This is a genomic window from Haloterrigena alkaliphila (assembly GCF_017352155.2).
Lineage (GTDB): Archaea > Halobacteriota > Halobacteria > Halobacteriales > Natrialbaceae > Haloterrigena > Haloterrigena alkaliphila.
On the sequence record NZ_CP071462.1, the window covers coordinates 3,361,364 to 3,375,171 of the forward strand.

The window sequence follows — 13,808 nt, forward strand, 5'->3', positions numbered from 1 at the left end:
GCCGGACGTGGCTGCCGCCCGTTAGTGGACCCATGCCAGTACGAATCGTCTGCGACGACTGCGGCGCCGTGCACACGATTCCCGACCGACCGGACGCCGAATCGGGCGGGACCGCCTGTCCGGAGTGTGGGAGTCGCCCGTTCACGGTCCGCCGGGAGGGGATCGCGTGGCACCCCGATCCATAACGACGACCGGCATACCGGCGGCGACCTGTCCTCGAGAGCAGTCGAAACCGAGACCCAAGAAGGAGACATCACCTCGAGACGTTCCGAGCCGTTCGAAGAGATAAGATGCGCCGAATCGCGTTCGCGACCGGTCGACCCGCTAGAACAGGCCGCCCAGTTTCGAGCGAAGCCAGCCGAACACGCCGGACGACTCCTCGTCGTCCGTGGTCGCGGGGACGTCGGCGTCAGTCGCGACGAGTGCGGTCTCCGTCGATTCGGACGCGTCCGCGCCGACGTCAGATGCTCCTTCTTCGTCCGCGATCGACGTCGCCGCTTCGTCGTCGGACGAGTCGTTCGCGAACGCCGCTCGAACGCGCTCCTCAGAGATGACTGTGGATTCTCCGTCAGTGTCGTCGACGGAGGGTTCGTCGGTGTCGTCTGCGGCAGGTTCGTCGGTGTCGTCGATATCCGATTCGCCAACGGGGTCGTCGTCATCGGTGGCTGACTCGAGACCGTCGGACGCCGACTCGAGATCAGTTTCGGTCTCGGCCGTACTGCGACTCGAGTCGGCCTCGCTCGGATCGCCGTTCCGGTCCGCGGCCTCGGTCGACGCGTCGTCGTCGATCTCGACCCAGAGGAACTCCTCGTCTTTCGTCCGGTCGGTCAACAGGAGTTCCTCGAGGGCCGCCTCGTCGACGAGGAGGTCGTCGACGACCGCGTCCGGTTCGGGCTCCTGCTCGTCCGCGCTCGCGATGATCTCCTCGGGAGTCTCGTCCTCGAGGACGTCGTCGACGCCCTCTGGGTCGGCGGTCTCCTGCAGTTGTCCGAAGACCGCGGTCGCCGTCTGGTCTTCGACCGCCGACGATTCGGTCTCGTCGCCCGAGTCGCCCCCCGTCGACGGCTCGGTCGGTGCTCCCTCGCCGGCGTCCGCCGGCTCCCCGTCGCCGGCTCCCTGCTCGGGTAACTCGTCCGTCAGCTCCCCGAACAGTTCGTTGGCCCCGCCGACCTCGAGCGCGCCGTCACCCGAGTTTGCGTTCAGCGTACTATCTGTCATGTATCCGTTCCGCGATACTACATAATCGCACGACTTTAACTTTTGCAATTTTTTCACGCCCGGCGAGGTGTGCTAATGGCGTATTAGCCTGACGGCCGTCGACGGATCGTTCGCAGGATGAAGTTGACAAATATAGTCTTTTTGCCCGCAGCGACCGACGGGTTCGAAAATCGTCGCCAGAGCATCACATTGAGAATCGCATCCCACGCGGAGAATCGCACTGGACCGGCGACGGCCCTCGAGGCGGCGTCGGACCCCCACACGCCGTCCGCTCGCGAATCGACGCGGCCGCCGCGTCAGGTTCGGTCGACGAACTCGACGATGTGCTCGGCGATCTCCTCGCCAGCGTCCTCCTGCAGGAAGTGGGCCGCGTCGTCGATCCAGATGTCCGGTTGCTCGGTCGCGGTCGGGATGTGGTGTCGAAGCGGATCGCGGTCGTGGGAGGTGATCGGATCCTCCCTCCCGAACAGTACGAACGCGGGTTTCTCCCACTCGCCGAGGAGGTCCTGCGTCTCGGACATCAGGTCCGCCCCGGGGTCGTCGGGCGACGTCGGGACGAGACCGGGGAACGTCCGCGCGGCGGCCATGTATCGCTCGTCGGGGAACGGCGCGCGGTAGGCGTCGACCTCTTCCTCCGAGAGGTCGCGGTAGCAGCCGTTCCGGACGAGCCTCCCGATGTCGAGATCCTCGGCGGTCGCGATCATCTCGGAGAACTCGTGCCACCGGTCGCTCATCTCCTGCGTCCCGTCGGGGACGCCGGTGTTCATCGGGACGATGCGCGCGAACCGTTCGGGCTCGTGGATCGCGAGCGGGAGGCCGAGAACGCCGCCCCAGTCCTGGCAGACGAGCGTGATGTTCGTCAGGTCGAGTTCCTCGACGAACGTCTTGAGCGCGTCGTAGTGCATTTCCACGGAATACTCGTCACGGTCCTCGTACCGGTCCGAGCGTCCGCAGCCGATCAGGTCGGGGACGACGACGCGACCGCGCTCGGCCAGCGTGGGCATCATTTTGCGGTAGAGGAACGACCACGTCGGCTCCCCGTGGAGGCAGAGGAACGTCTCATCGGCATCGTCATCGTCTGTACCGCCGCCGGTTTCCACGTACGCCATTCGCAACTCGCCGACGTCGACGTACTGCGGTTCGTAGTCGAAATTCGGGACGTCCTCGAATCGCTCCTCGGGTACGGTGACCACCATTACGTCACTAAGAGACACGGTACTCGTACTCAAATGTTGGTAAACCAATCGGGTGATAATCGGCGTTTGTTAACTCAGCCCAATACCGGGTTCGAGCCGGTGCGCACCGCCGTCGTCACTCGACGACGATCGAGTCGCAAATGACGGGAGGATCCACAATCATTATCATCTCGTTAACCGATATTTGAATCGTGGTTTACGAGACGAACAACGAGACGGTCGACGACGCGCTCGAGCGGGTGCTCGCCGGCGAGCGACTCGATCGCACCGACGGCATCGCGTTGATGGCACAACCGGTCGAGCCGCTGGCGGAGGCCGGCGCCGCCGTGCGCGATCACTTCGGCGACGGCACGGTCGACGCCTGCTCGATCGTCAACGCGAAGGCGGGCAACTGCGCCGAAGACTGTGGCTTCTGCGCGCAGTCGGTCCACTTCGACACCGGCATCGACACCTACGGCTTCCTCGGCCCAGAGAAGATCCTCGAGGCGGCCAAACGGGCCGAGCGCGACGGTGCCCAGCGGTTCGGCATCGTCGTCGCCGAGAAGGGCGTCTCGAAGGAACACCGCCCCGAGGAGTGGGCGGAGGTCCTCGAGTCCATCCGCCTCGTTCGCGACGAGTGCGACCTCGAGGTCGACGCCTCGCTGGGCATCCTCACCGAAGAGGAGGCCGAAATCCTCGCGGAAGAGGGGATCAATCACTACAATCATAACATCGAGACCTCCCCGAACTACTTCCCCGAGGTCGTCGGCACCCACAGCTTCGAGGATCGCGTGAAGACCCTCGAGGTGGCCAAAGAGACCGGCATGGACCTCTGTGCGGGCGTCATCCTCGGGATGGGCGAGACGCCGACGGATCGCGTCGAGGCAGCCATCGCCCTACAGGATATCGGCGTCTCCTCGCTCCCGGTCAACGTTCTGAATCCGGTCGCGGGGACGCCGATGGCCGAGCAGGGCGTCGACATCACGACCGAGGAGATCGTCAAGACGGTCGCGGTCTACAAACTGCTCCACCCCGACGCGCGGGTCCGCCTGACCGGGGGCCGCGAGGTCAACTTGTCCCCCGACGAGCAGCACCTGCCGCTCGAGGCCGGTGCGGACGGCCTGTTGACGGGCGACTACCTCACGACCGAGGGTCAGTCGCCCGCCGAGGATCTGGAGATCGTCGAGCGCGCCGGACTCGAGCCCAACATGGACGCCAACGAGTTCGACCCGGAGGAGGTCAAGGCCCGCCACGGTGCGTCGACGTCGACGGAGTCGTCGACCGAAACGACAGCGAGTACAGGCGCGGAACCGAGCGACGACTGACGCAGCTTTCATCACAGCGACACTCATGGACGACATCACGTTTGCAGTACTTGGCACGGGAGGTATCGGCCGACGAGCACTCGAGGTCAGCCAGCACAAGGACCACCTGACACCGGTCGCGGCCTGTGACCGCCACGGCACCGCGATCGACTTCGACGGACTGGACGTCGACGAATTACTGGCCGCGACGGAGGGGAACATCGATAACGAAGTGGCGACGGACGGCGGTGAGCGAACCGAAGGTTCGCGATCCTCGTCAGAGCTTCGCTCTGACGGTGGATCGGCCGCTACCGCTGCCGACAGCGACGGCGGCGTCAAACAGCACGGCGAAGACAGGGGCGTCGTCGCCTCCGAGCAGGCCCGCCCCAGCGAGGACCCCATCCAGGACGTCATCGACCACGGCGACGGGATCGACGCCGTCCTGCTGGCGCTGCCGAACTACGAGCACGACTTCATCCCGCGGACCGCCGATCGGTTCGTCGAGGGCGGCTACTCGGGCGTGATGATCGACGTTCTCAAGCGCTCGCGCGTGATCGACATGCTCGACGAGCGTAGCGAGACGTTCGAGGACAACGGAATCACGTTCATCTGCGGCGCGGGCGCGACCCCCGGCCTGCTGACCGGCGCGGCCGCGCTGGCGGCCCAGTCGTTCGTCGAGGTCGAGAGCGTCGACATCTGGTGGGGCGTCGGCCTCAAGTCGGGCTACGAGGACAACCGCGGCACCGTCCGCGAGGACATCGCGCACCTCCCCGAGTACGACATCGAGACCGCGCGCGCCCTCTCCGACGAGGCGATCGAGGACATCATCGACGACCACGACGGCGTCATCGAGTTCGAGGACATGGAACACGCCGACGACGTCCTCCTCGAGCGCGCGGGCGTCTGCGACGCCGAGGACGTCGAAGTCGGTGGGATCCTCGACGTGCGCAGCGACGAGAAGCCGACGACGACGACCGTCCGCGTGACGGGCCGGACGTTCGACGGCGAGACGGCGACCAACACCTTCCAGCTCGGCGACGCGACGAGCATGGAGGCGAACGTCAACGGGCCGGCGCTGGGCTACCTCAAGGCGGGCGTCCGACGGAACCGGGCGGGCGAGTACGGCGTCTTCGGCCCCGCCGAACTGATGCCCGGATTCTGAATCGGGCCGGGGCTGGCAACCACCCGATGACGCGCTGCGTGGCGAACCGCACCGATTCGCGCCGGAACCGGCCGCGGATCGGTACAAGAGTCGTGTCGAATAGAACCGTGAGAGTGAAACCATGGCACTGTCTCCGTTCATCCGAATGGAAGACCGCGGGTTCGACCTCGAGGACCGACTCGCCACCCTCGAGGAATCCGATCTGAAGCGATCGCTGTCCCCCGTCGATCGGGTCGCCGAGCGCGGCTACTTCGCCCCGCCGTCGGGTGGTGAGCTTCCGGTCCTCGACGCCGACGAGGCGCTGGTGTTCGCCTCGAACAACTACCTCGGGCTGACCGACGACCAGCGAATTCAGGACGCGGCCCGGCAGGCCGCCGCGACCGTCGGGACCGGCGCCGGCGCGAGTCGGCTCGTCACCGGCGACACGCTCGTCCATCGGGACCTCGAGCGACTGCTCGCCGAGACGAAGGGGACGGATCGCGCGCTCGCGTTCTCCTCGGGGTACGCCGCGAACCTCGGCACGATCACCGCCTTAGCGCCGGACGTGATTTTCTCCGACGAGTACAACCACGCGAGCATCATCGACGGCTGTCGACTGGCCGGCGCCGAGACGGTCGTCTACAGCCACTGCGACGCCGAGAGCCTGCGGTCGAAACTGAGGGAGCGAGCGGCGATCGCCGACGAGGACGAGTCCTGGCTGATCGTCACCGACTCCGTCTTCAGCATGGACGGCACCGTCGCGCCGCTCGGGGCCATCTGCGACGCCGCCGAGGACCACGGCGCCTGGGTGATGGTCGACGAGGCCCACGCGACCGGTCTCTACGCGAACGGCGGCGGCGTCGTCCAGGCCGAGGGGCTCGCGGATCGCGTCGACGTCCAGATGGGGACGCTGTCGAAGGCCCTGGCGAGTCAGGGGGGCTACGTGGCCGGCAGCGACGACCTGATCGAGTGTCTGTGCAACGACGCCCGGTCGTTCGTCTTCTCGACCGGCCTCGCCCCGACCGCGGCCGCGGCCGCCAGCGAGGCGCTGCACGTCGCCCGACACAGCGACGTCCGCGAACGGCTCTGGGAGAACGTCGCCCACCTCCGGGACGGCCTCGAGTCGATGGGATTTCGGGTCCTGGGCGACTCCCAGATCCTCCCCGTCGTAGTTGGCGACCGCGGGGACGCGCTCGCGCTCGCCGAGGGCATCCGCGAGCGCGACGTGGTCGCGCCCGCGATCCGCCCGCCGACGGTCCCCGAGGGAACCAGCCGAATTCGGGTCGCCCCGATGGCGACCCACGACCACGACGACATCGTCACCTGTCTCGAGGCGTTCCGGGCGGCCGGTGACGAAGTCGGACTGCTCTAGTGTGACACCATGACCGATCCGATCGCAATCGTTGGCACTGGAACCGATATCGGAAAGACCGTCGTGACGGCGGGGATCACCCGCTGGTTCCGCGAGAACGGACTGGACGCGCGGGCGATCAAGCCCGCTCAGACCGGCTATCCGCCGGACGACGACGCCGGCTTCGTCGCCGAGGCCTGCGAGGAGCCGGCTGCGGCGACCTGTCCGCGCTACCTCGAGCCCGCGCTGGCGCCCCGGGTGGCAGCCGAAGCGGCCGGCGAGGAACTCTCCTACGAGGCGATCAGGACGGCCTGCGAGGACGCGCTCTCGGCGACCGCTCACCCGATCGTCGAGGGGATCGGCGGCCTCCGCGTCCCGCTGGCCGACGACCGCGAGGTGATCGACCTCGTCGCCGACCTCGACGCGACGGCCGTCGTCGTCACGCGATCGGGGCTGGGGACGCTCAATCACACGGCGCTCTCGATAGAGGCCCTCGAGCGCCGCGGCGTCGACGTCGCCGGCGTCGTCTGCAACGAGTACGCGGGCGCGACGCTCGCCGAGCGGACCAACCCGGCGGAACTCGAGCGCATGACCGGGTACGACGTCGAGACGGTGCCCCCGCTCGAGGGAGACTCGCCGGCGGCGCTGGCGACCGGCGTCGCCGACGCGCTCTCGACGGCGTTCCTCGAGCGACTCGCGGGCCACGATGGTGCGACGACGGACGACTGATGACGATGGAGCGATTGCGGACAGGGACAACTGACGGTGGACGGCGGTAGCGGCAAACGGATCGGAAACTCAGTCGGCCGACGGCGTCGGTCGCTCCGTCTCGGCGGCCGGCGCGTCGTCGTCGAGGGACGCATCGGCGCCGTCGCACAGGTCGATGAACTCGCTCACGATCTCCGATTTTCGATGTTCGACCTCGAGGTGAACGCGGAGGTCTCGCCGGTCGTCGTACGCGTCGGTACAGAGTGGACAGCTGTGTCGCTCGGGCATGCAGACGGTCACCGATAGTACCTGTCGTCGTTCTCCGGATTAATAGTGTCGATAAGTATACATTAAGGTATGTGGGGATAGAACGACTGTATCGGCAGCTCACTGGTCGGTGAGGCTAGACGAAATCGCCGAGTCCGGACTGGTCGTCGTCCGGTTCGGACTCCTCCGTCGACGACTCCGACTCGGACGCGTTCGGCTCGTCCGCGGCGCCGGTCGCCGCCGCGAGCGTCTCCTGATCGTTGCCGTCGCCGTCGTCGCTCGAGTCCGCGGCCGAACCGTCGCCAGTCGATCCGTCGTCGGTCGATCCAGCGGCGTCACTCGAGTCACCGTCGCCGGCGTCGAAGAAAGCGCTGCCGGAGTGCTCGACGGTCTCCTCGGCCCGCAGCTCCTCGGCGTCCTCGACGATGGACTGGACCTTGTTGGTGTCCTTCCCGCTCTCGGTGACGAACGAGACCTCCGCCTCGTCGAGGTCGTAGACGGCGGCCATGCGGACCGTCAGCTCGCGGTTCTTGCAGTGGTGGGTCATCGCCGCGAGGAACGGGAGGATTTCCCGGCGGGCGGTCGCGACGCTGGTTCCCTCGCGCTCGGCGATGCGCTCCGCGATGGCGTCGCGGGTGTTCCGGGTGCCCTTGGTGCGGCCGAGTTTCGACCAGTAGCTCGGCGGGCCGTAGCGGGTCCAGCCACCCTTGGGCTCGCGGCGCGAGGCGGCGACGCCGGCGGTCATGTTGTCGGTCGCGTACCGCCAGTAGGAGTAGTTCTGGCTCGCGCGGACCCGGCCCAGCCAGCGGTCGGCGTTCGCGAGGAACTCGTAGGCGTCGGCCAGTTCCGCCCCCGCGTAGTCCTTCGGGACGTTGTCCTCGATCCAGTTGAGCATCTCGTCGGGGTTCTCGTCGACGTCGTAGGAGGCCCGCAGCGCACCCTCGGCGTCCTCCTCCTTGATGAGCGCGTCGAGGAAGTCGAAGATGCCCTCGGTCGTGTCGCGCTCGCTCGTGACGACGTCCTCGACGGTCAGCCGCTCGGCCTGCTCGGCGACCGCCTGCAGGTCGTTGACCGCCGAGCGAAGGTCGCCGCTGGTCGACTCGGCGATCTTCTCTAAGGCTTCATCCTCGAACTCGACGCCCTCGCGCCGACAGATGTCCCGCAGCACGGGGACGATCGAGCGCTTGGAGACGTCCCGGAACTCGATCGTCTCGCAGTTGTTGCGCAGCGACTGGCTCATGTCGTAGAACTCGTTGGCCACGAGGACGACGGGCTGGTTGGCGTCCTTGACGATCCGCGTCACCTCGCGGGAGCCGCCGTAGTCGGCGCTGCCGTGGAAGTTGTCCGCCTCGTCTAAAATCACGAGTCGGCGGCCCGCCTCGCCGCCGGTGAGGGTACCGCTCTTCGAGGCCTCGCCGGCGACGCGCTTGATGATGTCGGCCTTCCGGTCGTCGCTGGCGTTGAGCTCCATCACCGGCCACCCCATGTCGTTGGCCAGCGCGTGGGCCGCGGAGGTCTTCCCGATCCCCGGACTGCCGTGGACGATCACCGACTTCCGGTGGTCGTCCCACGTCTCGGCCCACTCCTCGAGGTTGTCGCGGGCCTTGTTGTTTCCGCGTACCTCCGACAGCGTCGTCGGGCGGTACTTCTCCGTCCAGTCGGTCATTGGACACTGATTGGTGCGAGTCGCGTTTAGTGGTTGCGGAGCGTCACTCTCGAGACCGCTCCCTGCGACAACCGGCGCAATACTCTCGAGTCCGAGACGGTACACCCGCGTTTGAAGCGACTGGCTCGAGTCGGTTCCGTAATGGCGACCCTCGTCGACCTCGTCACTCGATCGCTCGCGGACGAAACCCGACGCGAGTTCGACCGTCGCGTCGACGACCAGGCTGCCCGTCTCACCGACGCCCTCCGCGCCGGACGGCTCGACAACCCGAGTTTCGGGCTGGGGTTCGAGCTCGAGACCTACGCGGTCGACGCCGACTGCCGGCTCGCTCGCGTGCCCGACGCCGTCTTCGAGAGCGACTGCGAGCGGGAACTCGGGGTACACAACGTCGAGTGCAACACCGATCCGGCGACGTTCGACGGGCCGGGGATCGCTTCACAGGCGGCGCAACTCCGCCGCCACTACCGGAGCGCACAGGCGGCCGCCGCGGACGCGGGGGTCGAACTCGTCCTCGACGCGATGTGGACGATTCCGCCGTCGGAGGGCACTCGCGCGTACCTCTCGGCCGTTCGCGAACGCGAAGGCGTCTCCATCGCCGAGAACATGACCGCGTCACCTCGGTACTGCGCGATCGACAACGACGTCCTGGCGCAAACGGACGGCTCGGTCTCGCTCTCGGTGCCGGGCGTCGACGAGCGGTTCCCGACGATCCTGTTCGAGTCGCTGACGAGTTCGATCCAGCCACACGTCCAGGTGCCCGACGTCGAGGCGTTTCCGCGCTACTACAACACCGCCGTTCGGACGCTCGGACCGATTCTCGCGCTCGCGACGAACGCGCCCCTGTTGCCCCCCGACCTGTACGATCCCGACGCGACCGACGACCCGTACCGCCTGCTCGAGGCGACGCCCCACGAACTGCGAATCCCGGTGTTCGAGCAGTCGATCGACGACGCGTGGGAGAAAGTGCGATTCCCCGAGGAGATCTCGACCGCGGCGGATACCCTCGAGGCGCTGGTCGCCGACCCGACGTGTGCACCCTTCCTCCGCGAGTGGCTCGCGGACGGCGACCGCGAGACGTTCGCGGACCGGTTCTGGGAACTCGACCACAAGCGCGGGACCTACTGGCGGTGGCTCCGGACCGTCATCGGGGGACAGCCGGTCGACCGCGGGGATCGGTGGTCGATCCGCATCGAATACCGACCCCTGCCGACGCAGCCGACGATCGCGGAAAACGTGGCCTTCCAGTGTCTGGTCGCCGGACTCGTCTACGGGCTGTGCGCGGCCGACCATCCGCTCGCGACCCTCGATCGAGACGCCGCCGAACGGAGCTTCTACGAGGCGGTCGACCGCGGCCTCGAGGCCGACCTCGCGTGGATTACTGCCGACGGCCACCGGACGAGCGACCGAACCGAAATCTTCGGGGAACTCTTCGCGTTCGCCCGTCGCGGGCTCCGCGAGCGGGGCGTTTCGTCGGAGACCATCGAGACGTACCTCGCCCCGCTCGAGGCGCGCGCGGCCGAGCGGACGACGCCGAGTCGCTGGAAACTGGCTCGCGTTCGCGACCACCTCGAGGCGGGCGAGCGCTTCGAGGACGCCGTCCGGGCGATGCAACGCGAGTACGTTCGCCGAGCGGGGGGCGACGAACCGATCACACAGTGGTCGTGAACGGTCCTGCAGACGCGTTCCGATAGTCGATCCGTCTCGGCGGCCGATACCCCGCTGCAATCCGACCGATCGACCGGACAGAACTGATTACATTCAGACTTGTATGTGTATTTTCAGTAACTGAATTGTGGGAAAGTGTGTCATACGCGTTTGAGAACAGGTTAGATATGATCTGATGAAAATAATCGGACGTGACAGATTTGATAGGGATTGATGTGGGGTGACTACGATGTGGTGGTCATGGAACGACGAACGTTCATGGCGGGAACCGGAGTCAGCATCGGAATCGGCCTCGCAGGCTGTCTGAACACGGCGGACGATACCGACGATGGGAACAACACGGAAGAGATCGACACGGGCGACGGGGAGAACGAGACGTCGGAGGGCGAGGCGCCCGAGGGGACGGGCGACGAATCGGTGGATACCGGAACCGACGACGAGGACAACAACACTGACGACAACAACAACAATACCGACGACGGAGACAACGGTGACAGTACCGACGAAACGAGTCCCGCGCGCTTCGAGGTGACAGCGATGTCGACGAACTCGCCGATCGGTCCTCGAGAACTGCTGACCGTGAACGCGACGATCGAAAACGTCGGCGACGAGACCGGAACGACCGACGTCGAACTCGTCGTCGGCAACGACTCCTCCGTCGAGGACAGTCAGTCGCTGACGCTCGAGTCGGGGGAATCCGCCGATATTACGCTCAAGTTCAGGGCGGGCGAGCCGTCCGGCAACCGCGAGGAGTTCCCCGTCGGCGTCGATACGGGTGCCCACGAGGTCTCCGAGACGGTCGTCGTTCAGTCCGGCGGGAACGGTGATATCGAGGAAGACGTCACGTTCGACTCCTGCGAGCGGGCGACGGTCTCCGGGAGCTTCGAGGCCGGCGACATCGCCTACGCGAGCACGGTCTTCTACGACGAGGCGGGTGTCGGCGACACGCTCATGGAAGACGGCGTCACCATCGGCGAGGACGTGTCTGCACCGTTTACCGGAACGATCGTCTTCGAACTCGCGGACCAGCCGGGGGTCGTCGAGAACGAGGACGAGATCCTCGTCAGGGTCTCCGACTACGGCGAGTACGGGACGGTCATCGCCGGGCTGACGACCGACCAGGACGACTACGTGGTCGCCGGAATCACCCACAGCAACCCGAACGCGGAGGAGTGTATCGACGAAATCGAAGCCGAGTGGGAGGAGGCCACCGGCGGGAACTAGGACGGTTCGTACGCGTTCGGGGCGGAAGACACCGTAAAGGCGCCGTATTGGATTGTGGTGCACGCGGACGGCCCAACCGCAGTCTCGAGTTGCCAGCGGTGACGCTAACTATCGCGACCCACAACTGCCGCTATGCACGTCGCGATCGTCACCGTCGGTGACGAGTTGCTGGCCGGATCGACGACGAACACGAACGCCTCGTGGCTCGCGTCGGAGATCACCGAGCGAGGAAGCACCGTCGACCGAATCCTGACGATTCCCGACGATCGGGCGCTCATCGCCGACTACGTCGGCCGCTGGAGTGACGAGTTCGACGCCGTCATCGTCACCGGCGGTATCGGCGGGACGCCGGACGACGTCTCCGTCGAGGCTGTCGCGGACGGACTGGGCCGCGATCTGGTGGTCCACGAGACGATCAAGGAGGAACTGCTCGAGAAGGCGGCCGCGTTCCGCGACGAGAACCCGGACCTGGTCGACGAGTACGATCTGGACCTCGACGTCGACGCCGCGGCGTCGATTCCGGAGGGCGCGACGCCGATCGTCACCGACGCGGGGTGGGCGCCGGGCTGTCTCGTCGAGAACGTCTACGTCTTCGCCGGCATCCCCGACGAGATGCAGGCCATGTTCCGCGAGGTCGCCGCGGAGTTCGAGGGCGACGCCGTCGCGCGAACGATCTACACGTCGGCGCCCGAGGGCTCGCTCCACGGTGCGCTCGAGGGCGTCACTGACGCCTTCGACGTCGCCGTCGGCAGCTATCCCCGTAGCGAGACGCGGCCGGGTCGGATCCGCGTCCGGGGGACGGACGAGACGGCCGTCGAGAACGCGGTGGCGTGGCTCGAGGACCGCGTCGAGACGACCGACCCGCCGTCGGAGTGAGTCACCGGTAGAGGGAGACGTAGAGCATCCCGAACCCGACGATGAACGGAACCGTCTCGGCGACGTAAAACACCGTCGGGGGATCGGGGAACTGGGAGGTGATCGTCGTGAGTCCGACGCCCATACTGAGGAACGCGAAGCCGATGAACGCGGATTCCAGCCGCTTCGATTCGCGCTGTTTGTACGACTGAAAGCTGATGAGCGTCAGTCCCAGCGAGAGGGCGAAGACGGCCATCTGCAACAGCATGAGGACCGCGTCGACGATCCCACTCATTCGGTCTCACCAGCCGTGGAGTTGGAGCGTGGCCGCGTGATGGATAGCGCTGGCATGGTGATCTGGCCTACTTCACACCCAGTTCGTCCCAGAGCTGGGTGAAGCGGTCCGGGAGGTTCTCCTCCCGGAAGATTCGGACGTCGTACTCGTCGTCGTCCAGCGAGATGACCGTGCTGTTGAAGTTGCACGTGTACTCCTTGTAGTGGTTCCCGTCGTCCGCGACGAGGGTCCGATCCTTGATGAGGTCGTTTTCCTGGAGGAGCTCGAGACGTCGATAGATCGTCGGTCGGGAGAGGTCGAGCCGGTCGGCCAGTTCCTTCGCGGACCCGGGCTCTCGACTGACCGAGGCGAGGACGGTGCGGGCGTGCTCGTCCCCGATCGTATTGAGAACCTCCTCGATAGAGGATTCGTCGTCCATACAGAGTCGCCTTGGGGATTCACCGCAAAAGGTTTTCCGTGTATCGAAGACAATCATTATTAACTATCTGTTCGCGCGGAACAGTGCTCGAGGCTGCTCTCCTGACTGTTCTTCGCTTCGACCGAACGGGATCGTCGATTGCCGGCGGTGCGGTCGACCCCGCTCGACGGACGACGGTTGGGTGCGGGAGTGGCGTCTTCAGTTCGAGAGAACGCCTATTTATACCCCTTCTCCCGCTCCGAAGTCGCTGAGGGAGATATATTATGGGCAGGTTCGATGAACGGGTATGGCAACGACGGATGGCGTATCAAACGGGATGACCGAACCGTGTGACGTCTGCGAAACTGACACGCTCCACGAGGTCTCGATACAGTTGATAACCGAAAGTGGGAGCGGGGACAACGCACAGTACTCTCGGGAACCCTACCGGGTCCGGGAGTGTGCGCGGTGTGGGAACCGCGACAGCAAGCGGATGAACAACGCGTAGGCGATACGGCTATCCTCTGCTGACCGTTCAGGTT

15 protein-coding genes are annotated in these 13,808 nt (G+C 66.2%); 9 read left to right on the forward strand and 6 right to left on the reverse strand.

All coding sequences use genetic code 11. From position 1 onward, the window contains the following. The first annotated feature begins 32 nt into the window (after positions 1 to 32). Complete coding sequence (locus tag J0X25_RS35280; protein WP_207288548.1) at positions 33 to 185, forward strand: hypothetical protein; 153 nt, start codon at positions 33 to 35, stop codon at positions 183 to 185. 139 nt (positions 186 to 324) lie between these two features. Here J0X25_RS35280 and J0X25_RS35285 read toward each other — a convergent pair whose 3' ends face one another. Both J0X25_RS35285 and J0X25_RS35290 read right to left on the reverse strand, forming a co-directional pair. Continuing rightward, positions 325 to 1,218 (reverse strand): putative sodium/potassium/calcium exchanger, encoded by an 894-nt coding sequence (locus tag J0X25_RS35285; protein WP_207288549.1) that lies wholly within the window; start codon positions 1,216 to 1,218, stop codon positions 325 to 327. A 296-nt stretch (positions 1,219 to 1,514) separates the two neighbouring features. Beyond that, complete coding sequence (locus J0X25_RS35290; protein WP_207288550.1) at positions 1,515 to 2,414, reverse strand: haloalkane dehalogenase; 900 nt, start codon at positions 2,412 to 2,414, stop codon at positions 1,515 to 1,517. Positions 2,415 to 2,605: 191 nt separating this feature from the next. Here J0X25_RS35290 and bioB point away from each other — a divergent pair, with 191 nt between their 5' ends. From bioB to bioD, 4 genes are all read left to right on the forward strand, one after another. Next, positions 2,606 to 3,718, forward strand: a complete 1,113-nt coding sequence (gene bioB / locus J0X25_RS35295) for a biotin synthase BioB (RefSeq protein WP_207288551.1) — start codon at positions 2,606 to 2,608, stop codon at positions 3,716 to 3,718. A gap of 25 nt (positions 3,719 to 3,743) precedes the next feature. Next, a complete protein-coding gene (gene bioU, locus J0X25_RS35300; protein ID WP_207288552.1) occupies positions 3,744 to 4,859 on the forward strand; it encodes a (S)-8-amino-7-oxononanoate synthase BioU in 1,116 nt (371 codons plus the stop codon). A gap of 145 nt (positions 4,860 to 5,004) precedes the next feature. Then, entirely contained in the window at positions 5,005 to 6,210 is a 1,206-nt protein-coding gene (locus J0X25_RS35305) for an aminotransferase class I/II-fold pyridoxal phosphate-dependent enzyme (protein WP_207290937.1), read from the forward strand. Positions 6,211 to 6,219: 9 nt separating this feature from the next. Continuing rightward, the gene (bioD, locus tag J0X25_RS35310) at positions 6,220 to 6,918 is read left to right on the forward strand and encodes a dethiobiotin synthase (protein WP_207288553.1); all 699 of its coding nucleotides are present in this window, start codon (positions 6,220 to 6,222) and stop codon (positions 6,916 to 6,918) included. A gap of 69 nt (positions 6,919 to 6,987) precedes the next feature. Here the strand turns inward: bioD and J0X25_RS35315 are convergent, their stop codons facing one another. Then, positions 6,988 to 7,185 carry a hypothetical protein gene (locus J0X25_RS35315; protein WP_207288554.1) on the reverse strand — a complete coding sequence of 66 codons (198 nt, stop codon included), beginning with the start codon at positions 7,183 to 7,185 and terminating at the stop codon, positions 6,988 to 6,990. Between the two features lie 115 nt (positions 7,186 to 7,300). Continuing rightward, complete coding sequence (locus J0X25_RS35320; RefSeq protein ID WP_207288555.1) at positions 7,301 to 8,830, reverse strand: replication factor C large subunit; 1,530 nt, start codon at positions 8,828 to 8,830, stop codon at positions 7,301 to 7,303. A gap of 141 nt (positions 8,831 to 8,971) precedes the next feature. Between J0X25_RS35320 and J0X25_RS35325 the strand changes: the two genes are divergently transcribed. The 3 genes from J0X25_RS35325 to J0X25_RS35335 all read left to right on the forward strand — a co-directional run bounded on the left by J0X25_RS35325 (position 8,972) and on the right by J0X25_RS35335 (position 12,595). Beyond that, positions 8,972 to 10,495: a glutamate-cysteine ligase family protein gene (locus tag J0X25_RS35325; RefSeq protein ID WP_207288556.1), complete on the forward strand. Its 1,524-nt coding sequence runs from the start codon at positions 8,972 to 8,974 to the stop codon at positions 10,493 to 10,495. Positions 10,496 to 10,735: 240 nt separating this feature from the next. After that, positions 10,736 to 11,719 (forward strand): hypothetical protein, encoded by a 984-nt coding sequence (locus J0X25_RS35330; protein ID WP_207288557.1) that lies wholly within the window; start codon positions 10,736 to 10,738, stop codon positions 11,717 to 11,719. A 132-nt stretch (positions 11,720 to 11,851) separates the two neighbouring features. Then, complete coding sequence (locus J0X25_RS35335) at positions 11,852 to 12,595, forward strand: competence/damage-inducible protein A (protein ID WP_207288558.1); 744 nt, start codon at positions 11,852 to 11,854, stop codon at positions 12,593 to 12,595. A gap of 1 nt (position 12,596) precedes the next feature. Here the strand turns inward: J0X25_RS35335 and J0X25_RS35340 are convergent, their stop codons facing one another. Continuing rightward, entirely contained in the window at positions 12,597 to 12,869 is a 273-nt protein-coding gene (locus J0X25_RS35340; protein ID WP_207288559.1) for a DUF7521 family protein, read from the reverse strand. Positions 12,870 to 12,936: 67 nt separating this feature from the next. Further along, positions 12,937 to 13,287, reverse strand: a complete 351-nt coding sequence (locus J0X25_RS35345) for an ArsR/SmtB family transcription factor (RefSeq protein ID WP_207288560.1) — start codon at positions 13,285 to 13,287, stop codon at positions 12,937 to 12,939. A 286-nt stretch (positions 13,288 to 13,573) separates the two neighbouring features. Here J0X25_RS35345 and J0X25_RS35350 point away from each other — a divergent pair, with 286 nt between their 5' ends. Then, positions 13,574 to 13,774, forward strand: coding sequence for a DUF7835 family putative zinc beta-ribbon protein (locus J0X25_RS35350; protein ID WP_207288561.1), 201 nt, complete (start codon positions 13,574 to 13,576; stop codon positions 13,772 to 13,774). Positions 13,775 to 13,808: the final 34 nt, after the last annotated feature.